The organism is Oerskovia sp. USHLN155, assembly GCF_037145535.1.
Lineage (GTDB): Bacteria > Actinomycetota > Actinomycetes > Actinomycetales > Cellulomonadaceae > Oerskovia > Oerskovia rustica.
Genome location: NZ_JBBCXG010000001.1, coordinates 352,143 through 372,128, shown reverse-complemented (window position 1 = coordinate 372,128; position 19,986 = coordinate 352,143). Strand labels below are relative to the sequence as shown.

The window sequence follows — 19,986 nt, the reverse complement described above, 5'->3', positions numbered from 1 at the left end:
CCGCGCGCACCCGCCGACCGACACAGCGCGTCCGGAGAACCGGGCGCACCGAGGAACGGGTGAGGTGGATGGACATCGTGGGCAGCAGGACGCTGCGAGACCTGTGGGAGGAGCTCGCCCGCACCTCCGCGGACAGGACCTTCCTCGTCTTCGAGGACCGGGACGGCGTCGTGACGGAGTGGACGTACGGCCAGTTCGCCGTGCGGATCGTCCGCACGGCCAACCTCTTCCGCTCCTGGGGCGTCGCCCCGGGCGACCACGTCGGCGTCCACCTCGGCAACTGCCCCGAGATGCTCGAGTGCCTCTTCGGCCTGGCGCTCGTCGGCGCCGTCAGCGTCCCGTTCCACCCCCGCAGCACCGCGACCGAGTGCAACGACATCCAGCGCCGGGTCGGGGCGCGCGTCGTGGTCGCCGACCCCGACGTCCTGCCCGAGGACGGCTACACGGGCGACCCGCGCATCCTGCTCGCCCGCTCGCAGCACGACGTGCCCGGCACGACGCCGTACGGCCCCGCCCGCGACGCCCAGCCGGACGTCCTGGTGGACCGTGTCCCGCTCGCGAGCGAGGACCCGGTCGGCATCGTCTTCACGTCCGGTTCCACCGCGTGCCCCAAGGGAGTCGTGCTGACCCACGCGAACCTGCTGTTCAGCGGGCTGTTCGTCGACTGGCAGGCCACGATGACGGCGCAGGACCGCCTCCTGACGACCATGCCCGCCTGCCACGTGAACTTCCAGCTCAACGCCCTCATGCCCGTGCTCACGGCCGGGGCGACCCTGGTCGCCGTCGAGCGGTTCAGCGCACGACGGTTCTGGGCGCAGGTGCGTGAGCACCGCGCGACCGTGGTGCAGAGCATCGCCATGATGCTGCGCACGACCATGCTCCAGCCCGTCGCCCCGGACGAGCGCGACCACCAGGTGCGCGAGGTCCTCTACTACCTGCCCGTCACGGACGAGGAGAAGGCCGCCTACGAGCAGCGCTTCGGGGTGCGCCTCCTCAACTCCTACGGCACGAGCGAGACCCTCGTCGGCGTCCTCACGGACCCGCCCGTGGGCGAGCGCCGCTGGCCGTCCGTGGGCCGTGTTGGCCTCGGGTACGAGGTGCGCATCGCCGACGGCGACGGGCACGAGGTCCCGGTCGGCACCGTGGGCGAGATCCAGGTGCGCGGGGTGCCCGGCCGCACGCTCATGAAGGAGTACTTCCGCGACCCCGAGGCCACGGCGGCCGCGATCACCCCCGAGGGCTGGTTCCGCACGGGCGACCTCGGTCGCGCGGACGCCGACGGCTGGCACTGGTTCGTCGACCGCCGCACGCACTTCGTCAAGCGCTCGGGCGAGAACGTCTCCCCGACGGAGGTCGAGCAGGTGCTCACCCGGCACCCGGCGGTCGCGGAGGCCGCCGTGATCGGTGTCCCCGACCCCGTGCACGACGAGGCCGTCAAGGCGTTCGTCGTGCTCGTCCCGGGCCAGGTCGTCACCGTGGCGCAGGTGCGCGCGCACTGCGCCACCCACCTCGCGGACTTCAAGGTCCCCACGATCGTGGAGGTCGTCGACGACCTGCCCCGCACCACCACCTTCAAGGTCGCCAAGGCCGCGCTGGTCTGAGGCCGACGACACGGGGGCCGGTCGGCTCCCGCACCCGAACCCCCGCGCACGTCCCCCGGACGCGCGCAGAGCACGCAGAGAGTAGGAAACGATGGTCATCAAGACCGAGATGGTCGGCCAGTGGTTCGGCCCGTTCGAGCGCGAGTACACCTTCCGCGACCTGAGCCTGTTCGCCCTCGGCTCCGGCTGCGCGATCGACGGGCGCACCGACCTCGAGTACGTGTACGAGAAGGACATGAAGGTCCTGCCGACCTTCGCCGCGATGCCGATCGTCGACTCCGAGGTCACGCGGACCATCGACTACGGCTACGACTACGCCGGGTCGCTGCACTGGAGCTTCGACGTCACCTTCCACCGGCCGATCACCCGGCTGGACGGGAAGCTCTCGACCAAGGTCCTGCTCAAGGGTCTGTACGACCGGGGCGAGGGCAAGGGGCTGCTCGCCCAGCACGTCGGCGACACGTACGACGACGAGGGCAACCTCCTCTTCACGAACGAGAGCTGGGACTGCCTCATCTACGACGGCGGGTGGGGTGGACCGGCCGCGCCGAAGGACATCGTCGAGATGCCCGACCGCGAGCCCGACGTCGAGACCATCGAGACCATCCCGGAGAACCAGGCACTGATCTACCGCCTGTCGGGCGACTACCACCCGCAGCACGTCGACTGGGAGTACGCGGCCGAGAACGGCCAGCCCCGCCCGATCCTGCACGCCGTGAGCTTCGCCGGCATCGTGTGCCGCCACTTCGTGCGCGCGTTCGTCCCGGGCGAGCCCGAGCGGCTCAAGCGCTTCAAGACGCGCATCACCGCCTCCGTCCTCCCGGGGACCCGGGTGGCGACCCAGATGTGGCGCATGGAGGACGGGCGGGTGCACTTCCGCCTGGTGGACGCCGACGACCCGTCGGCCAAGCCGTTCCTCAACTTCGGCGTGATCGAGTGGGCCTGAGCCAGGACGACCGCCGCCCCACGGGGGCGGCGGTCGTCACCGCGGCCCCCGGGCGGGTCATGCTCGACGACGTCGAGATGACCCCGTTCCTCAAGCGGGTCACCCTCTTCTCGTCGGGGGGCCCGTTCCTCGACGGCTACGTGCTGTCCATCATCGGCGTCGCCCTCATCCAGCTCGGCCCGGCGCTCGACCTCGACGCGACCTGGACGGCCGTCGTCGGGGTGGCCGCGCTCGTCGGCCTCTTCCTGGGGACGTCGGTCGGCGGTTGGCTGACGGACGTCATCGGGCGCAAGAAGATGTTCGTCATCGACATCGTCGCGATCGCCGTCCTCTCGGTCGGTACCGCGTTCGTGGGCACGCCGCTCATGCTCGTCGTCATGCGGTTCCTGATCGGCATCGTCATCGGTGCCGACTACCCGATCGCGACGTCGCTCATCGCGGAGTTCACCCCGCGCAAGCACCGCGCGATCTCCATGGGCATCGTCGCGGCCGCGTGGTACCTCGGTGCGAACGTCGCCTTCCTCGTCGGCTACCTCCTCATGGACGTCGACGGCGGCTGGCGGTGGATGCTCGCGAGCGCCGTCGTGCCGTGCCTGGTCATCCTCATCGGTCGCTGGGACATCCCCGAGTCGCCCCGCTGGCTCGCCCGCAAGGGGCGGGGCGAGGAGGCGCGCGCGATCGTGCGGCGCATCTTCGGCGCGGACGTCGAGCTCGAGGCCGAGACGACGTCGAAGGTCGGGTACGCGACGCTCTTCCGCCGCGGGTACGTGGGCAAGATCCTGTTCGTCGGGACGATCTGGATGTGCCAGGCCGTGCCCATGTTCGCGATCTACACGTTCGGGCCGCGGATCATGACGGAGTTCGGGTTCGGAGCCGGCCAGACGGCGACGATCGGCGAGATGATCATCGGCACGTTCTTCATGGTCGGGTGCATCCCGGCCATGTTCTGGGCGAACTCGATGGGGCGGCGCAAGCTGCTCATCGGCAGCTTCGCGATCATGACCGTCGCGCTCGCGGTCCTGGGCATCCTGCCCACCGCCGCCATGCCCGTCGTGATCGTCTGCCTCGCCCTGTACGCCTTCTTCTCGGGCGGCCCCGGCAACCTGCAGTGGCTGTACCCGAACGAGCTGTTCCCGACGGACGTCCGGGCCTCCGCCGTCGGGGCCGCCATGGCCTTCAGCCGCATCGGAACCGTGGTCTCGACCTACGTGCTGCCCGGCTTCCTCGCCGCCTACGGCACCCGCGCCACGATGACGGCAGGCGCCGTGATCTCCGGCCTGGGCCTGCTCGTCTCGGTGCTGTGGGCACCCGAGACCCGCGGCCTGACCCTCGTCGAGGCCAGTGCGCTGCGCCTCGGCATCCGTGGCCGGCGGGCGGGCTCCGGCCCCCGCACGGCCGGGACGCCCGCCTCCCCGACGGGCACGGGCACCCCCCTCACCACCAGCGACCGCGGACCCCGCGGCGACCTCCAAGGAGATGGATCACGATGAAGATTGCCGTTGCCTACAAGTGGGCACCGAACCCGCAGGACGCCGCGGTGGGAGCCGACGGGACCGTCGACTGGGGCCGCGCCAAGGCGTCGGTGTCCGAGTACGACCCGGTCGCCGCCGAGCTCGGCCGCCGCCTCGCGGACGCCACGGGTGCCGAGCTCGTCGGCATCAGCGTGGGCGGCCCCGACGTCGCGTCGCCGATGGCCCGCAAGTCCGCGCTGTCCCGCGGGTTCGACCGCGCGGTCGTCGTCGCGGACCCGGCGCTCGAAGGTGCGGGCCCGACCCTGACCGCCACGGTCCTCGCCGAGGTCGTCAAGCACGTCGGCGACGTCGACCTGGTCCTGACGGGCGACTCCTCGCAGGACGTCGGCGCGCAGCTCGTGCCCGCGATCCTCGCCGGCGCGCTCGGCTGGCCGGCCCTCGCGAACGTCACGGCGATCTCGGGCGGCGCGGGAGACCTCGTCGTCGAGCGCCTGCAGGACTCCGGCTCGCAGGTGCTGCACGCCTCGGGCCCCGTCGTCCTGGCGGCCGCTACCGACGCCGTCGTGCCGCGCGTGCCCGGCATGAAGGACATCCTGGCCGCCGGCAAGCGCCCCGTGGAGGTGCTCTCCCTCGCCGACGTCACGCCTGCGGCACCCGTCGCCGCGACCGCGGTGGTCGCCACGGCCCGCCCCGCCCTCGCAGCGCGCAAGCAGCACGTGATCGACGGTTCCGACCCGGTGGCCGCGGCCGCCGAGCTCGTCGCCGCGCTGCGCGCCGACAACGTCCTCTGACCACCCCGATCTCCCGGGAAGGAACACCCTCATGAGCAGCACCTACATCCTCGTCGCCGGGGACGCCCGCATCGACGCCCTCGTCGAGCTCGCCCAGGGCACCAGCACCACCGCGGTCGTCGTCGGCACGCGGTCCGTCGCAGAGGCCGTCGCGGCCTCGGGCGTGGACGCCGTCACCTGGCTCGGCGAGCCGGGCGACGCTCCCGTCGAGGCCTACTCCTCGACGGTCGCCACCCTGGTCGCGGCCGCCCAGCCGGACGTCGTCCTCGCCTCGAGCCGGCCGGCGGACCGGGTCCTCGCGGGGGCCGCGGCCGCCGTCCTCGGCGCCCCGGCGTTCACGCAGGTCTCCGCGGTGACGGTCGTGGCCGACGGCGTCGAGCTGACCCGGTCGGTCTTCGGCGGCATCGCGCAGGAGACCGACCGGGTCTCCGGCCCGGCGGTCGTCGTGGTCGACGGCGGTGCCGTCACCACGGGCGGCAGCGCCGCGATCGCCGAGGTCACGGCCTCGGCGATCCCCACGCTCACCGTCACCGAGAACCGCCCGGCCGAGCGTGCCGTCGTCGACCTCGGTCGCGCACAGCGCATCGTGTCCGCCGGCCGCGGTGTCAAGGCCAAGGACGACCTCGGGCTCGTCGAGTCCCTCGCGGCGGCGATCGGCGCCGAGACCGCGTGCTCCCGCCCGCTCGCCGAGGGCCTCGGGTGGTACACGCACGACCGCTACGTCGGCGTCACCGGCCAGCAGGTCTCCCCCGAGCTGTACCTCGCGGTGGGGATCTCCGGGCAGCTCCAGCACACGGTCGGTGCCCGTGGCGCGCGCACCGTCGTCGCGATCAACTCCGACAAGGACGCGCCCTTCTTCGCCGAGGCCGACTACTGCGTCGTCGGCGACCTGTACCAGGTCGTCCCGGCCCTCACGGCGGCGCTGTCATGACGACCGAGGCGGTCGAGCCCGACTTCGACGTCATCGTCGTCGGTGCCGGCGTCGCCGGGTGCGTGACCGCGTACCGGCTCGCCGAGGCCGGCCGCTCGGTCGTGCTCATCGAGCGGGGCGAGGCGCCCGGCTCGAAGAACCTGTCGGGCGGCGTGCTCTACTCGCGGGTCATGGAGGAGGTCTTCCCCGACTTCCTCACGCAGGCCCCGGTCGAGCGGCGCATCACGCGCAACTACGTGCAGTTCCTCAACGGCACGTCGTCGGTCGGGATCGACTACCAGGACTCGCGGCTGTCCGACCCCGTGAACGCGGTGACCGTGCTGCGCGCCCGGCTCGACGCGTGGCTGGGCGAGAGGTGCGAGGAGGCCGGCGTGTTCCTCATGCCGGGGGTCCGCGTCGACGAGGTACTCACCGAGGACGGCAAGGTCGTGGGCGTCCGCGCCGGCGAGGACGAGCTGCGGGCCCACGTGGTCGTGGCCGCCGACGGCGTCAACTCCTTCCTGGCGCGCGCGGCGGGCCTGCGCCCCCAGGAACCGACGAACCACCTGGCGCTCGGCGTGAAGGCGGTCGTCTCGCTGACCGCGGCGACCATCGAGGAGCGGTTCCACTGCGCCGGTGACGAGGGCGTGGCCTACGCCGTGGTCGGCGACTGCACGCTCGGGATCGGCGGCGGCGGGTTCCTGTACACGAACCGCGACTCGATCTCGGTCGGCGTGGTGCTGCGGCTGGACGACCTCGTCGCCAAGGGCGTGCCGTCGTCGGAGGTGTTCGAGCACTTCCTGACCCACCCGTTCGTCGCCCCGCTGCTCGCGGGCGGCGAGGTGTCGGAGTACGCGAGCCACCTGGTCGCCGAGGGCGGCCTGGACATGGTCCGCGAGATCACCACGGACGGCATGGTCGTCGTGGGCGACGCCGCGGGCCTGACGCTCAACACGGGCCTGACCGTCCGTGGCATGGACCTCGCCACGGCCTCCGGCATCGCCGCGGCCACGGGGATCGAGGCGGCGCTGGCTGCGGGAGACACGTCCAAGGCCGGGCTGGCGGGGTACCGGACGGCGCTGACCGCGTCGTTCGCCGGCCAGGACATGCAGACCTACGCCAAGGCGCCCGCGTTCCTGGAGCGCGAACGCATGTACGAGCAGTACGGCTCGCTCCTCGCCGACATCATGTACGGCGCCTTCAACCAGGACCTCAGACCGCGTCGCCACCTGCGCGACGTGGCGAAGAGGGCCTTCAAGCGCTCGCCCGTGCGCCTGCGGGACCTGTTCTCCGACGGGCTGGCGGGGGTGCGTGCGCTGTGACGACGACTGGATCCGTGACCCGGGGGCTCAGGATCGGGACCGTGGCAGATCGGCTGGCCGGCAACCGGTACGAGACCGACGAGGAGGAGAGCCACATCCACCTCGACCAGGACCTCGCCCGCACCACCGGGTGCGCGCGACGGCTGGTCGCGATCTGCCCGGCCAAGGTCTACGCGGAGGAGGCCGACGGGACGATCTCCGTCGAGTACGCCGCGTGCTTCGAGTGCGGTGCCTGCGCCGCCGTGGCCGAACCCGGGGTGCTCACCTGGCGCTACCCGCGCGGCGGCATGGGCATCTCGCTCCGCGAGGGCTGACCTCTCGCGGACCGGGGTGGTCCGGGCGCCCTCGGGCAGCTGCCCGGACCACCCCTGCGAGGCCCCGCGCGGACGTCAGCGCTGGCCGCACGTGAGCCAGGTGCGCGCCGCGCGCGCCAGCCCCTCACGACCGTCCGCACCGACCTTGTGGCTGGCGCTGAAGACGTGGTTCTCGACCGTGCGGACGCTGAGCACCATGCGTGCGGCGATCTCCGGCAGCGAGTACCCGCGGGCGACGAGCACGGCCACCTCGCGCTCGCGCACCGTGAGGTTCACCGCGCGGTCGAGCGGTGCGAACAACCCGCACAGGTCTCGCCCGCGCAGGCCCGCCTGGCTCCAGGCGGAGTCGGCGTGCTCGAGCGCGGCCCGCGCCTCGCCCGCCTCGAGCAGGAGGACGGACCGGGCGACCGCGGTCCGCACGGCGAACTGGCGCAGACCTGCGCGGTACAGAGCCGACTCCTGCACCGCGAGCTGCTTCTCGTCGGCCGACGCGATCGCGACGGCGTAGTCGGCGAGGCGGCTGAGCAGGGGCGCGTCGCAGGTCGCTGCCATCGCGGACACCTGGGCGGCCCGCTCGGCCGACGGTGAGCGCTCGACGGCGCGCACGCCGGCCGTGACCGCGGCGGCGAGGAACCCGGCCTGGGCCCGCTCCAGGGCGACCTGCCAGATCGCGTCCGCGGCCGCGTCGTCGTCGGGGTCGTGCACGAGCGCCGTGAGCAGGTCCGCGGACATCCACGGGTGCGGCCCGCGGGGGCCGCGCAGGGCAGAGGCCTGCAGGGCCGTGGTGCGGGCGTAGTCGCGTCGGCCCTGCCACTCGGCCGCGTTCGCGGCGAAGGTCAGCAGCGCCGCCTGGACGTGCGGCAGATGCCGTGGCGCCGTGCCGAGCGCGAGGACCGACGACGTGAGCTCGTCGAGCTCCACGACCCGACCTTGCAGCTGCATCCCGTAGCCGGCGACGTACGCGTGCTCGTGCAGCGCCTCGGGAGCCAGGTTGCGGCGGGCCCGTTCGACCCCGGCGAGAGCGTCGTCGACGGCGCCGCGCACGTCGCAGGCCAGCAGCCTGGACAGGGCGCGCAGCGAGGCGACGTGCTCCCGGCGCCCGTCCACGTCGGGGACGGCGTCGAGCAGCTCGTCGGCGCGGGCCGGGCGTCCCGCAGCGAGCGCGGCTGCGGCCCGGCTCACGAGGAGGGCCGCGCGGGCGACTGGCTCGTCCTCGGCGGGCGGGGCCGCGGCGTCGAGCGCGGCGGCTGGCACGTCGCCCACCAGGAGGCTGACGTCGAGCGCCGCCGCGTCGAGCAGGCTCTCGCAGCCCGGCAGAGTGCCACGATGCTGGTCGAGACCGTCCAGGGCTCCGGCGGCCGTGCCCGACGACAGGGCGCGGTGGGTCGCGGTCCACGCGACGAGCCGGGCACGATCGAGCGCCGTGCCCTCGGCGGACGTGCCCTGCAGCACGGCCTCCACCTCGTGGTGGGCTCCCGTGGTGAGGACGACCGACTCCAGGAGCGCGACCGCTGCCGCGGGCGTCGCGCTCCTCTCCCAGGCCCCCCGTCGGGCGACGCGCTCGGCGGTCCAGTGCTGCGCGAGCAGGCGCGCCTCGAGCGGACCGCCTGCTGCTTCCTGGCCCCGGTCCACGTGCACCACGGGGACGACGTGCCGGTCGACCTCGGCGAGCCGGTCCCGGGCCAGGAGGTTGCGCATCGTCGCCCCCTCGTGGGTGATGAACTCGGCGACGAGCGGCGGGAACACGCCCACGACCGGCTCGTCGCCGTCGGCCAGGACCTGCAGCAGCCCGGCGTCGTCGAGCGACGCGAGGGTGTCGGGGGCCACCATGCGCTGCGCCGTGCGCAGGGGCAGGGTCCCGGCGAACGACAGCAGGGTCACGGCGTCGAGCCCGGCGTCGTCGATGTCGGTGAGGAACGGCTCGACCGACTGTGACATCGCGGTCGTCCACAGGCTGTCCCGCGTGACCCAGAGCCCGTCGCGCTGGACGATCCGGTTCTCCCGGCGGCCGGTGTCGACGACGGCCGCGACGAGGCCGGGCAGCCCTCCCGACTTGGCCGCGACGCGCGCGACCGTGGCCGGGTCGACCGCCCCGCCGAGCAGGTCGTGGACGAGGGTGTGGACCCCCTCGAACCGCAGCGGGGCGAGGGTGACGCGCGCTCCGGGCTGCAGCTCGGCCGTCAGGGCGCTCGTGCCCGGCTGGCGGCGGCCGCCCGGACGGGACGTGGTGAGCACCGGTGTCCGGGCGCGCGAGTGGACGGCGACGATAGCGCCGACCGTCGTGGGGTCCAGGTCGTCGGCGTCGTCGATGACGAGCACGGACGGACGAGCGGACAGCAGCACCTCGAGGGACCCGACGGCGGAGCTGAGGGCCGGCAGCTGCCCGGGGGTGGCGGCGATCTGCACCCCCGCGACGGCGAGCGCGCTCAGCGGACGGTCCTGCAGCGCACGCACCCCGCAGATGCGGGTCACCGAGGCTCCTCCCGCGTTGAGCCTCTCGATGACGCGGCGCACGAGAGCCGAGCGGCCCGAGGACCGCATGCCGACCACGTTGACGTTGGTGCCGTCGCGCAGGTATCCGAGCACCTGCTCGAGATGGCGGGCGTGGAGCACGACGTCGTCCTTGGTGGGACGGACCGGCGAGGGTTCGGGGTGGGTCGCGGGGGCGGACCCGGGGACGGGCTTGGGCATGTGGGGCGTTCTCCCTCCGCCCTCCATTCTGCCTACCGTTCCGGCCGGTGGGCGCAGAGACCGGTGCGTGGTCGGTTCGTGTCCGCGGACGGCAACCGGGTGGGTCTCGTTCGTGCCCGACGGCGTCGCTCCCCCGGGTGCGTCGCTCGCCCGGACGGGGGCGGCGGCGTCGGGCGGACACGGGTCAAGCCCGGGCGGGAGCAGGCCCTCTCAGGCCTGCTCCCGCGCGCTCAGCCCTGCTCGGGCCCGCTCACAGCCCCGCTCAGAACGAGGAGAGCCCGGCCTTGGCCACGTTGAACCCCTTGCCCGTCTCGCTGTCGGTGCAGCGCATGCCGGACTTCGAGCTCGTGCACGTGAACGACCCGACGGTCTTGGTCTGGTCGTAGTCGAGCACGGCGACGTCGTCCCCCGCCTTCTTCGGCTGGTCCGCGGTCGGGACGCACGGGATCTCGACGCCGTCCGCGGTGAGGGTCACCAGGTAGCCCGTGGTGCCCGTGCACCCGTCCACCGGGGCGGGCTGGGTCGCGAGCTCGGCGATGCCGCACGAGACGCCCTGCTCACCGATCGTGCACGTGATGTTCCGGCTGGGGCTGGTCACCGACTCGCCCGTGACCGCGACCGGACCCGGGTTCTCGGCCGGGGCGTCGGGGGTCTGGGCCGGCGCCTCGGCGGACGTGCCCGGGTCGTCGGTCGCGGCCGGGCCGGGGGCACCTCCGGCGAGGTTGATCGCGAACGCGATGACGATGCCGACGAGGATCACGTCGAGCGCGATGAAGGCGATCCACCCGGGGCTGAGCCGACGTCCGCTCCTGCCCGGGCGACCGCCCGAGCCGGTGCCCGACCCGCCACCCGGGGCCGCCGTCGGCGGCTGCTCGGCGTACGCGGGCTGGTAGGCCTGCTGCTGCGGTCCAGGCTGGTAGGCCTGCTGCGGCGGCTGCTGAGCGGCGTACTGCGGCTGGGCCGCGTACTGCGCGGGCTGCTGCGGGGCGTACGCGGGCTGGGGGGCGACCGGCTGCGCCTGGTAGGCGGCCTGCTGGCCGCTGCCGGGCGCGAACGCGGGTGGCGGCGCCTGGTACGCGGGCTGCGCAGGCTGCTGCTGGTAGGCGGGCGGCTGGTACGCGGGCTGTACCGGCTGGTAGGCCGTGGCCTGGTCCTGCCCGTACGCGGGCTGCACGGGCTGGTAGGCCGTGGCCTGCTGGTCCTGGGCGGCCGGTACAGGGGGCGGCGGGGCCTGCGTCGCGGGCTGCTGCGACCTGGGCTGGAAGACCGGAGGCTGCTGAGCAGGCTCGGAGTGCGGGGGCGGCGGAGGCACGGGGGCGTTGCCGGACATCACAGCTCCTCAGGGGACTCGGACCCCGCAGATTCGGGGCAGAAGTACGCAGCATTGCACGGCCGTCCTGCCTCGGTCGAACCGCAACCCTGTCCGATCGGTCCCGTATGCCCCCGACGCGAGGTCGGTTCCTCCCGGGCCGCGCGCACGTCCGGCCTCGGTGTCAGTCCCGCTGCTCCACGACGTCCACCCCGGTGCCCGGACGCCAGGTCTCGACCCGCGTCACGCCGCCCTCGACCGTCGTGAGCACGACCCGGGTCAGGTCGAGCCAGAAGAGCTGGAACGGCTCGGCGCCGCCGGTCTCGGCCAGGACGGCCGAGCGGTCCGGGTCGTCCCTGGGGGCGCTGCGGACCGTCCCGTCGACCTTGACGTCCCCGTCGGCCCGCGACCCGTCGCCGGGGTTCGAGTGGAGCACGAACCGTGGGTCGACGAGCAGGTCCATCGACCTGCCGGAGCGTGAGGTGGAACCGATCCACACGTCCTCCCGCCAGAACCCGACCTCGGTGCCGCTGACGCGCGGCGAGCCCGTGAGCGTCCTGGTCGCCAGGACGTGCCGACCAGCGGCCTCGAAGCGGGAGCGCACGCGGGCGGCGAGGTCGGGGGCGTCGTCGACGAGCTGCTTCCAGGTGGCCATGGCGACGATCCTTCCACGGCCGGTCAGGCCCGGTGGCCCGTCCGGTCCGCTCAGATCACTCGACCGGCTCCCGGAGGACGAACCCGAGCCCGGCGGCGGCGGCCGCCCACTCGGCCTCCCAGAGCGGGTGGGTACCGAGACGCGACGGTCCGGCCCACCACTCGACCTGTCCGCCCGACACCCCGATCCGGGCGACCTCACCGGACCGCACGGAAGACCGCGTCATCTCCACGAGGTCGGTGATCGCAGGGGCGAAACCGGGGTCGTGGCACGTGATCCGGACCGTGACACCGCCGGCGTCCAGTACCGCCGAGTAGAGGACGTCGAGGTCCACCTCGGCCTGCGCGCGCTCGCACACCGCCAGGACGAGAGCACCCACCTCCTCAGGAGTCGCGTCGTGGTCGAGGACCGCCTCGAGCAGCACGTGGCCCGGGTTCCTGAGGAAGCCGTGGTAGACGTGGCCCGGTGCGGGCACCGAGGTCACTCCCGGCAGTCGCCCGAGCTCTCCGGCGAACGCCCGCGCACGGTCCGTTGCGGGAGTGTCGAGCCCGCTCATCTCGTCGTTGGCCCGGGTCGCAGCGGGCACGGCGACGCTCAGGAAGCGTCCCGCGACCAGCATGACCGACAGGACGAAAGCCACCAGGACGAGCCCGCTCACGACGACCGCTACCACGGACCTGCGGCTTCCGGACCCGGAGCTGCTCGCCGACAGGTCGAGGAGGCCCCCCGGACGACCTCGACCGCTCGCCCCCCGCCCCTGTCCCGACGTCATGCCCGGAGCCTACCGAGTGCCACGGCGGCCTCGGCACGACCGTCGCCGACACCGCCCCCCTTACCCGTGGCGCAGGAACGGCGCACCCTCGCGCGGGAGCGAGGATGCGCCGTCGGGCGTGCGCCGAGGTCAGTCGAAGACCGGGCCCTGCGTGCGCGTGCGCTTGAGCTCGAAGAAGCCGGGCGTCGAGGCGACCAGGACGCACCCGTCCCACAGCCGTCCCGCGTCCTCGCCCTTGGGCGCGGGCGTCACGACGGGGCCGAAGAACGCGACGTCGCCGAACGCCACGACGGGCGTGCCGACGTCCTCGCCCACGCGCGAGATGCCCTCGGCGTGCGAGGCGCGCAGCTCGGCGTCGTAGCGGTCGCTCGTCGCGTGCTCGGCGAGCGACGCGGGCAGGCCGACCTCGGCGAGCGCCTCCGCGATCACGGCGTCGAAGTCGCTGCGCCCGCCCGGGTGCAGGCGCGTGCCGATCGCGTCGTAGAGCGGCTTGACGACCTCGTCGCCGTGCTCCTGCTGCGCCGCGATCACGACACGGACCGGGCCCCAGCCGCGCTCCATGAGGTCCTGGTACTTCTCGGGCAGCTCACGGCCCTCGTTGAGGACCGACAGGCTCATGACGTGCCAGCGCACGCTCACGTCGCGGACCGTGGAGACCTCGTCCATCCACCGGCTCGTCATCCACGCCCACGGACACAGCGGGTCGAACCAGAAGTCGGCGGTGCGCACGGGTGCGTCGCTCTCGTGCAGGTCTCGGGCGGTGTCCGACGTCGTCACAGCAGTCACGGGGCAGGTCTCCTCAGCGGGTGGGAAGGTCGGGAGGGGGCGCGGACCCGCTCCCCCGCAGCCTCAACGCGCCCGGCGACCCGGACATTCCGACCGGCTGGAGGCCATGGCAAACACGGCGACCCGCGGGGTGCCCCGTGGGACAATCGACGCGGCCCACCCGGCCAGCCCGACCCGTACTGAGGAGATGTTGTGCCCGGAGAGAACCTCACCCGCGCCGAAGCCGCCGAGCGCGCCGGTGTCGTCACCGTCCGTTCCTACGAGGTCGCTCTCGACCTCACGACCGGACCCACGACGTTCGGCTCGACCACGGTGGTGCGGTTCGCCGCGACCGCCGGGGCGAGCACCTTCATCGACCTGATCGCGCCGACCGTCCACGAGGTGGTGCTCAACGGCGAGCCGCTCGACGTCGCCCGCGTCGTCGCCGACTCCCGCATCCAGCTCGACGGTCTCGCCGCCGAGAACGAGCTCCGCGTCGTCGCGGACGCCGCCTACACCAACTCGGGCGAGGGCCTGCACCGCTTCGTCGACCCCGTCGACGGCGAGGTCTACCTGTACAGCCAGTTCGAGGTCCCCGACTCGCGCCGCGTGTTCGCCGCGTTCGAGCAGCCCGACCTCAAGGCCACGTTCCAGTTCACCGTCACGGCGCCCTCCGCCTGGCAGGTCGTGTCCAACTCGCCCACGCCCGAGCCCGTTCCCGCGGCCCACGCGACCGACTCCGCCGTGGACGCCTCGACCTGGACGTTCGAGCCCACGCAGGTCATCTCGACCTACATCACCGCGATCGTCGCGGGCCCCTACGTGGTCGAGCGCAGCGAGCTCACGTCCTCTGACGGTCGCGTGATCCCGCTCGGCGTGTTCGCGCGCAAGTCCCTCGCCCCGCACCTGGACGCCGACTACATCTTCGAGAAGACCCGTCAGGGCTTCGCGTTCTTCGAGGAGAAGTTCGACTACCCGTACCCGTTCGCGAAGTACGACCAGCTCTTCGTGCCGGAGTTCAACGCCGGGGCCATGGAGAACGCGGGCGCCGTGACGTTCACCGAGACGTACGTCTTCCGGTCCAAGGTCACCGACGCCATCAAGGAGCGTCGTGTCGTGACGGTCCTGCACGAGCTCGCGCACATGTGGTTCGGCGACCTGGTCACCATGAAGTGGTGGAACGACCTGTGGCTCAACGAGTCCTTCGCGGAGTGGGCCTCGACGCTCGCGACCGCCGAGGCCACCGAGTGGCACGAGGCCTGGACCACGTTCGCGGCCATGGAGAAGTCCTGGGCCTACCGCCAGGACCAGCTCCCCTCGACGCACCCGATCGTCGCGACCATCAACGACCTCGAGGACGTGCAGGTCAACTTCGACGGCATCACCTACGCCAAGGGTGGCTCGGTCCTCAAGCAGCTCGTGGCCTGGGTCGGCATCGACGCGTTCATGGCCGGCGTCGCCCAGTACTTCAAGAAGCACGAGTACAAGAACACCGAGCTCACCGACCTCCTGACCGAGCTCGAGGCCACGAGCGGTCGCGAGCTCGGCTCGTGGGCGCGCCTGTGGCTCGAGACCGCGGGCGTCAACACGCTGCGCCCCGAGATCGAGCTCGACGCGCACGGCCGCATCGTGTCGTTCGCGGTGCTGCAGGAGGCCCCGGCCGACTACCCGACGATCCGCCCGCACCGTCTGGCGATCGGCTTCTACAACGTGGTCGACGGCGACCTGGTGCGCGAGCACCGCGTCGAGATCGACGTCGACGGCGAGCGCACCGAGGTCCCCGAGCTCGCGGGCCTCGACCGGCCGCAGCTCGTCCTGCTCAACGACGACGACCTCGCGTACGCCAAGATCCGTCTCGACGAGGCGTCGCTCGCGGTCGCGGTCGAGCACCTCGCGGACATCACCGACCCGCTCGCACGCTCGCTCGTGTGGGGCTCGGTGTGGGACGCGACGCGCGACGGCGAGACGCCGGCGAGCGAGTACGTGCGCCTCGTCCTGGGCAACATCGCCCGCGAGACCGAGTCCACGACGATCCGGACGACGCTCAACCAGCTCGCGCTGGCCGCGAAGTCCTATGTGACACCGGGCAAGCAGGCCGCGACGCTCGCTGTCGTCGGTGACGAGCTGTGGCGACTCGCGCAGTCGGCGCAGGCCGGCTCCGACTCCCAGTTCCAGTTCGTGAAGTTCTTCGCGCACCTCGCCTCGACGCCCGCGCACGCCGACGCGCTGCGCAGCCTGCTCGACGGCTCGGTCTCCCTCGAGGGCCTCGAGATCGACACCGACCTGCGCTGGGAGATCCTCGAGGGCCTCGTCCTCCTGGGCCGCGCGGACCAGGCCGAGGTCGACGCAGCGCTCGCGCAGGACCACACGGCCACGGGCCAGCAGTCCGCGGCCCGCGCGACCGCGACGGCCCCCACGACCGAGGCCAAGCTCGCCGCGTTCGCGTCCCTCGTGGACTCGGACGAGGCCCCGAACGCGATCGTGCGCGCCACGACGCAGGGCTTCCAGCACGTCAACGACCCCGCGGTCCTGGCACCCCTGGTCGAGAAGTACTTCTCCTCGCTGACCACGCTGTGGGCCGAGCGGAGCTACCACATCGCCGAGACGCTGGTCGTCGGCCTGTACCCGGCGCCGCTCGCGAACGCCGAGCTGCGGGACGCGACGCAGGCCTGGCTCGACGCCCACACCGACGCGGCCCCGGCGCTGCGTCGCCTGGTCGTCGAGAACCTCGCGGGCGTGGAGCGCGCGCTCGCAGCGCAGGGCGCGGACGCCTGACGAACGGCGGACGCCGGGGTGGGAGGGGTGACCTCCCACCCCGGCGTTCGCCCGTCTGCGCTGTCTACCGCGGCGGAGATGACAACGACTCCCGCATCACCTTGGCGAGCGAGAGCAGCCGCGCGTTGTCGAACAGGTCCTCGAGCAGCACCACGTTGCCCGACGAGTCGCCCAGCGGGACCTTCCAGTTGGGGTACTCCTGGTCCGTCCCGGGCTGGTTCTGCGTGCGACGCTCCCCCACGGCGTCGGCGAGCGAGACACCGATCAGGGCCGCGGGCGTCTGGGCGATCAGGACGTGCAGCGCCTCGACGAGCTCACGCTCGGACGGGTCGTCACCGATCAGCCCGCGCTCGGCGAGGAAGGTCACCATGCCGTCCCGTTCCGCGCGTGCCACCTGGCGGACCTGGGCCGCCGGCTCGGTGAGCAGGCCCAGGCGCTCGCGCAGGTCGACGTGCTCCCCTGCGAGGTAGCCCGCGGTCGGCGGCAGGTCGTGCGTCGTGACCGTGGCCAGCGCGAGCCGACGGTACGCCTCGGGCGCCAGCGGGCGCCCGCCCTCGCCCTTCTCGAACCACAGCACCGAGGTCCCGAGGATGCCGCGCTCGGCGAGGTAGTCGCGGACCCAGGGCTCGTACACGCCGAGGTCCTCGCCGATGACCATGGCCCCGGCGCGCTGGGCCTCGAGGCACAGGATGCCCACGAGCGCCTCGTGGTCGTAGCGGACGTAGGCCCCGGCGTCGGCGCGCGCCGCGCCCGGTATCCACCAGAGCCGGAACAGACCGATGACGTGGTCGACCCGGATCGCGCCCGCATGGCGCAGCACCGTGCGCAGCAGGTCGCGGAAGGGCGCGTACCCGGCGCGGGCCAGGGCGCGCGGGTCCCACGGCGGCTGCGACCAGTTCTGGCCCTGCTGGTTGTACATGTCCGGCGGTGCGCCGACCGTCACCCCGCCCGCGAGGACGTCGTGGTTCGCCCAGGCGTCGGCCCCGTGCGGGTGCACCCCCACGGCGAGGTCGTGCATGATCCCGATCGACATCCCGGCGTCCAGGGCCGTGCGCTGCGCGACCTCGAGCTGCTCGTCCGCGACCCACTGGAGCCAGCAGTAGAACTCGACCTGGTCGTCGAGCTGCTCGCGCAGGGCCGCGACCGCGGGCGACGCGGGATCGAGCGCCTGCGGAGGCCAGTCGCGGTCGCCGAAGTGGTCGGCGAGCATGCACCACGTCGCGAAGTCCTCGAGGCCCTTGCCCTGCTCGGCCCGGAAGGCGTCGAAGGCGGCCTGCCGCGCGGTCGACCGCGGCGCTGCGAAGACGACCTCGAGCGCGGCCTTCTTGGCCTCCCACGCCGCGTCGCGGTCGATCGGGCCGGCGTCGGAGCTCAGGTCGCGGATCGGGTCGAACGCCCACTCGACGAGCGACCGGTCCGCCGCCGAGAGATAGCCCGTCTCGCGCACGTCCTCGACGCGGATGTACAGCGGGTTCACGAAGCGCCTGCTCGTGGGCAGGTAGGGGGAGGGGGTCATGGGGGTGCGCGGCTCGGCCGCGGCCAGCGGGTTGACGAGCACGAAGTCGGCCCCCGCCCGGTGCGCTCCCAGCCACGCGAGGTCGGCGAGGTCCGCCAGGTCCCCCACGCCCCAGGACGCCCTGGACCGCACCGAGTAGAGCTGGGTCATGAGTCCCCACGCCCGCCCCTCGCGCACGGCGTCGGGCAGCTCGAGCCGCTGCGGCGTCACGACCAGCGTGGCTCGCGCCTGCGTGCCCTCGCTCGTGGCGTGGATCTCGTGCCAGCCCAGCGGCATGCCCGCCGGGACGGCGAAGGTCGCCCGCCCGATCGCCCGGCCGTCGACCGTGCGGGGCTCGACGTATGCGTCGACCTGGGTCAGGGCGCGGCGTTCCCGCACCGCGGGCGCGGTCGACCGGTACCCGGGCTGCTCGACCGGCTCGAGCTCTGCCCACACCTCGACGGGCGCGCCGTCGGCGACGTGCACGGGGAACCGCAGCTCGTCGCCCTGGCGCACCACGACGGTCGAGGGCAGCATCTGCCGCCACTCGTCGTCGACCGAGTGCTCGAGGCTCACGGCGACCTTCTCGGGGGACGACGCGGGCACGCCCAGCGCCTCGAGCACCGCGACGAGGGTCTGCGCGCTCACCTGGCGCTGCGTGCCGTCGAAGCCCCAGAAGTCGGGCGCGACGCCATGGGCCGCGGCCAGCTGGACCAGCGGTTCGGGCACGTCGGCCGTGACATGTTGTGGAACGCTCACGAGGGTGATCCTGCCAGAGCGCGGGGGCGACGGCAGACCTTGGGCCCGGTGTGGCGCGGGCGGTCGCCAGGTTCAGCCCCTCGGGCACGTGCGCACACCGCCCGCGCACCCTCCTCACAGGCCCTCCGCAGGACCTGTCCGCCCGCTCCCGGTGAGGCTCGTCACGTGGGGCGCCGGACGCCGTCGGGCCTCGCGCTGCGGCAGGTAGCCTGCCGGGATGGCTTCCCCGTCCCCGTCCCCCACCGACATCGGCGACCAGATCGCCGGACAGGCCAACGTCTGGCTCGAGTGGTTCCTCGGCACGCCGCTGCGGATCATCCTCATCGTCGTGATCGGCTCGGTCCTGCTGGCCGTGATCCGCCGCATCATCCGCCGCGTGACCGAGCACATCGCCGACGGCACCCCGATCACCGAGCGGCGCGGCATGAAGGGCCTCAAGGGCCTCACGGAGTCACCCGTGGGCAACGTCCTGCTGCGCGCCAACCCGCTCGCGAGCGCACGCCGCGCCCAGCGTGCCCGCACGATCGGCTCGGTCCTGCGCTCGACCGCGAACATCCTGTTCGGCTCGACGATCGTCCTCATGGTGCTCACCGAGCTGGGCATGAACATCGCGCCGTTCCTCGCGTCGGCGGGGATCGTGGGCGTCGCCCTGGGCTTCGGCGCGCAGAGCCTCGTCAAGGACTTCCTGTCGGGCACGTTCATGCTGCTCGAGGACCAGTACGGCGTGGGCGACTCGGTCGACTTCGGGGTCGTGGCCGGGACGGTCGAGGAGGTCGCGCTGCGCGTGACCAAGGTCCGCGACGGCGACGGCACCCTCTGGTACATCCGCAACGGCGAGATCCTGCGCACGGGCAACAAGTCGCAGGAGTGGGGCCGCGCCTCGGCCGAGGTGCACGTCGCGTACTTCGCGGACCTCGACCAGGTCGAGCGGGTCCTGCGCGAGGCCGGCGAGGCGGTCGCCGCAGACCCTGTCCTGGGCACCTACCTCCTGGAGCAGCCGGTCGTGTCCGGCATCGAGTCGATGACCCCGGAGGAGATGGTCCTCAAGGTCTCGGTCAAGACCCAGGCGTCGATGCAGGGCGAGATCTCGCGTGCGCTGCGCACGACCGTCCGCGAGCGCCTCGCCGCGGCTCACGTACCGCTGGCCGGCGCCGAGCCGCCACCTGCCCTCGAGGAGACGCCGCAGGACGCACCGGCGCCGGTGCTGCCCCAGGTCTCGACCCAGGCGCCCGCCCACGGCACGGCTCCCGTCCGGGACGCGGTGCACAACCGTGACACCGCGCAGAACCCGGACGCCCTGCAGGCGCGGGACGCCGTGCAGCCGAAGGACGCGATGCAGGCCGAGGACTCGCTGCAGACACGCGACGCGCTGCCCGACGACCCGACACAGGCGGACCGGTAGCGGGCCG

The 19,986-nt window shown here is 73.1% G+C and carries 15 protein-coding genes; 9 read left to right on the top strand and 6 right to left on the bottom strand.

From position 1 onward, the window contains the following. Positions 1 to 68 precede the first annotated feature (68 nt). The 7 genes from caiC to WFH32_RS01615 all read left to right on the top strand — a co-directional run bounded on the left by caiC (position 69) and on the right by WFH32_RS01615 (position 7,356). Complete coding sequence (gene caiC / locus WFH32_RS01645; RefSeq protein ID WP_336706169.1) at positions 69 to 1,601, top strand: crotonobetaine/carnitine-CoA ligase; 1,533 nt, start codon at positions 69 to 71, stop codon at positions 1,599 to 1,601. 91 nt (positions 1,602 to 1,692) lie between these two features. After that, positions 1,693 to 2,547, top strand: a complete 855-nt coding sequence (locus WFH32_RS01640; protein ID WP_191797008.1) for a MaoC/PaaZ C-terminal domain-containing protein — start codon at positions 1,693 to 1,695, stop codon at positions 2,545 to 2,547. Next, on the top strand, positions 2,538 to 4,037 hold the full coding sequence (locus WFH32_RS01635) for an MFS transporter (protein WP_336706019.1): 1,500 nt from the start codon (positions 2,538 to 2,540) through the stop codon (positions 4,035 to 4,037). The genes WFH32_RS01640 and WFH32_RS01635 overlap by 10 nt, the downstream gene beginning before the upstream one ends. Next, on the top strand, positions 4,034 to 4,810 hold the full coding sequence (locus tag WFH32_RS01630) for an electron transfer flavoprotein subunit beta/FixA family protein (RefSeq protein ID WP_191798062.1): 777 nt from the start codon (positions 4,034 to 4,036) through the stop codon (positions 4,808 to 4,810). The genes WFH32_RS01635 and WFH32_RS01630 overlap by 4 nt, the downstream gene beginning before the upstream one ends. 31 nt (positions 4,811 to 4,841) lie before the next feature. Beyond that, positions 4,842 to 5,741: an electron transfer flavoprotein subunit alpha/FixB family protein gene (locus WFH32_RS01625; protein WP_191798064.1), complete on the top strand. Its 900-nt coding sequence runs from the start codon at positions 4,842 to 4,844 to the stop codon at positions 5,739 to 5,741. Continuing rightward, entirely contained in the window at positions 5,738 to 7,042 is a 1,305-nt protein-coding gene (locus WFH32_RS01620) for an FAD-dependent oxidoreductase (RefSeq protein ID WP_336706018.1), read from the top strand. The genes WFH32_RS01625 and WFH32_RS01620 overlap by 4 nt, the downstream gene beginning before the upstream one ends. A gap of 41 nt (positions 7,043 to 7,083) precedes the next feature. Next, positions 7,084 to 7,356 (top strand): ferredoxin family protein, encoded by a 273-nt coding sequence (locus WFH32_RS01615; RefSeq protein WP_210410911.1) that lies wholly within the window; start codon positions 7,084 to 7,086, stop codon positions 7,354 to 7,356. Between the two features lie 75 nt (positions 7,357 to 7,431). On the opposite strand, the gene WFH32_RS01610 is transcribed toward WFH32_RS01615, so the two are convergent. The 5 genes from WFH32_RS01610 to WFH32_RS01590 all read right to left on the bottom strand — a co-directional run bounded on the left by WFH32_RS01610 (position 7,432) and on the right by WFH32_RS01590 (position 13,560). Continuing rightward, positions 7,432 to 10,047, bottom strand: coding sequence for a helix-turn-helix transcriptional regulator (locus WFH32_RS01610; RefSeq protein ID WP_336706017.1), 2,616 nt, complete (start codon positions 10,045 to 10,047; stop codon positions 7,432 to 7,434). Positions 10,048 to 10,309: 262 nt separating this feature from the next. Then, a complete protein-coding gene (locus WFH32_RS01605) occupies positions 10,310 to 11,377 on the bottom strand; it encodes a hypothetical protein (RefSeq protein WP_336706016.1) in 1,068 nt (355 codons plus the stop codon). Positions 11,378 to 11,540: 163 nt separating this feature from the next. Further along, positions 11,541 to 12,011 carry a pyridoxamine 5'-phosphate oxidase family protein gene (locus tag WFH32_RS01600; protein WP_191798072.1) on the bottom strand — a complete coding sequence of 157 codons (471 nt, stop codon included), beginning with the start codon at positions 12,009 to 12,011 and terminating at the stop codon, positions 11,541 to 11,543. A 55-nt stretch (positions 12,012 to 12,066) separates the two neighbouring features. Then, the gene (locus tag WFH32_RS01595; protein ID WP_336706015.1) at positions 12,067 to 12,684 is read right to left on the bottom strand and encodes a hypothetical protein; all 618 of its coding nucleotides are present in this window, start codon (positions 12,682 to 12,684) and stop codon (positions 12,067 to 12,069) included. A gap of 228 nt (positions 12,685 to 12,912) precedes the next feature. Continuing rightward, positions 12,913 to 13,560 (bottom strand): mycothiol-dependent nitroreductase Rv2466c family protein, encoded by a 648-nt coding sequence (locus tag WFH32_RS01590; protein WP_377678508.1) that lies wholly within the window; start codon positions 13,558 to 13,560, stop codon positions 12,913 to 12,915. A gap of 201 nt (positions 13,561 to 13,761) precedes the next feature. Here WFH32_RS01590 and pepN point away from each other — a divergent pair, with 201 nt between their 5' ends. Continuing rightward, complete coding sequence (pepN, locus tag WFH32_RS01585) at positions 13,762 to 16,323, top strand: aminopeptidase N (RefSeq protein ID WP_336706014.1); 2,562 nt, start codon at positions 13,762 to 13,764, stop codon at positions 16,321 to 16,323. Positions 16,324 to 16,387: 64 nt separating this feature from the next. Here the strand turns inward: pepN and malQ are convergent, their stop codons facing one another. Next, complete coding sequence (gene malQ, locus WFH32_RS01580; protein ID WP_336706013.1) at positions 16,388 to 18,577, bottom strand: 4-alpha-glucanotransferase; 2,190 nt, start codon at positions 18,575 to 18,577, stop codon at positions 16,388 to 16,390. A 217-nt stretch (positions 18,578 to 18,794) separates the two neighbouring features. Here malQ and WFH32_RS01575 point away from each other — a divergent pair, with 217 nt between their 5' ends. Then, positions 18,795 to 19,979 (top strand): mechanosensitive ion channel family protein, encoded by a 1,185-nt coding sequence (locus WFH32_RS01575; RefSeq protein ID WP_336706012.1) that lies wholly within the window; start codon positions 18,795 to 18,797, stop codon positions 19,977 to 19,979. Positions 19,980 to 19,986: the final 7 nt, after the last annotated feature.

Bases quoted from the DNA above. Each gene is read 5' to 3' on its own strand.
- WFH32_RS01640 (WP_191797008.1), top strand. From the start codon at position 1,693: ATGGTCATCAAGACCGAGATGGTCGGCCAGTGGTTCGGCCCGTTCGAG.
- WFH32_RS01625 (WP_191798064.1), top strand. From the start codon at position 4,842: ATGAGCAGCACCTACATCCTCGTCGCCGGGGACGCCCGCATCGACGCC.
- WFH32_RS01630 (WP_191798062.1), top strand. From the start codon at position 4,034: ATGAAGATTGCCGTTGCCTACAAGTGGGCACCGAACCCGCAGGACGCC.
- WFH32_RS01610 (WP_336706017.1), bottom strand. From the start codon at position 10,047: ATGCCCAAGCCCGTCCCCGGGTCCGCCCCCGCGACCCACCCCGAACCC.
- WFH32_RS01605 (WP_336706016.1), bottom strand. From the start codon at position 11,377: ATGTCCGGCAACGCCCCCGTGCCTCCGCCGCCCCCGCACTCCGAGCCT.
- WFH32_RS01600 (WP_191798072.1), bottom strand. From the start codon at position 12,011: ATGGCCACCTGGAAGCAGCTCGTCGACGACGCCCCCGACCTCGCCGCC.
- WFH32_RS01575 (WP_336706012.1), top strand. From the start codon at position 18,795: ATGGCTTCCCCGTCCCCGTCCCCCACCGACATCGGCGACCAGATCGCC.
- caiC (WP_336706169.1), top strand. From the start codon at position 69: ATGGACATCGTGGGCAGCAGGACGCTGCGAGACCTGTGGGAGGAGCTC.
- WFH32_RS01620 (WP_336706018.1), top strand. From the start codon at position 5,738: ATGACGACCGAGGCGGTCGAGCCCGACTTCGACGTCATCGTCGTCGGT.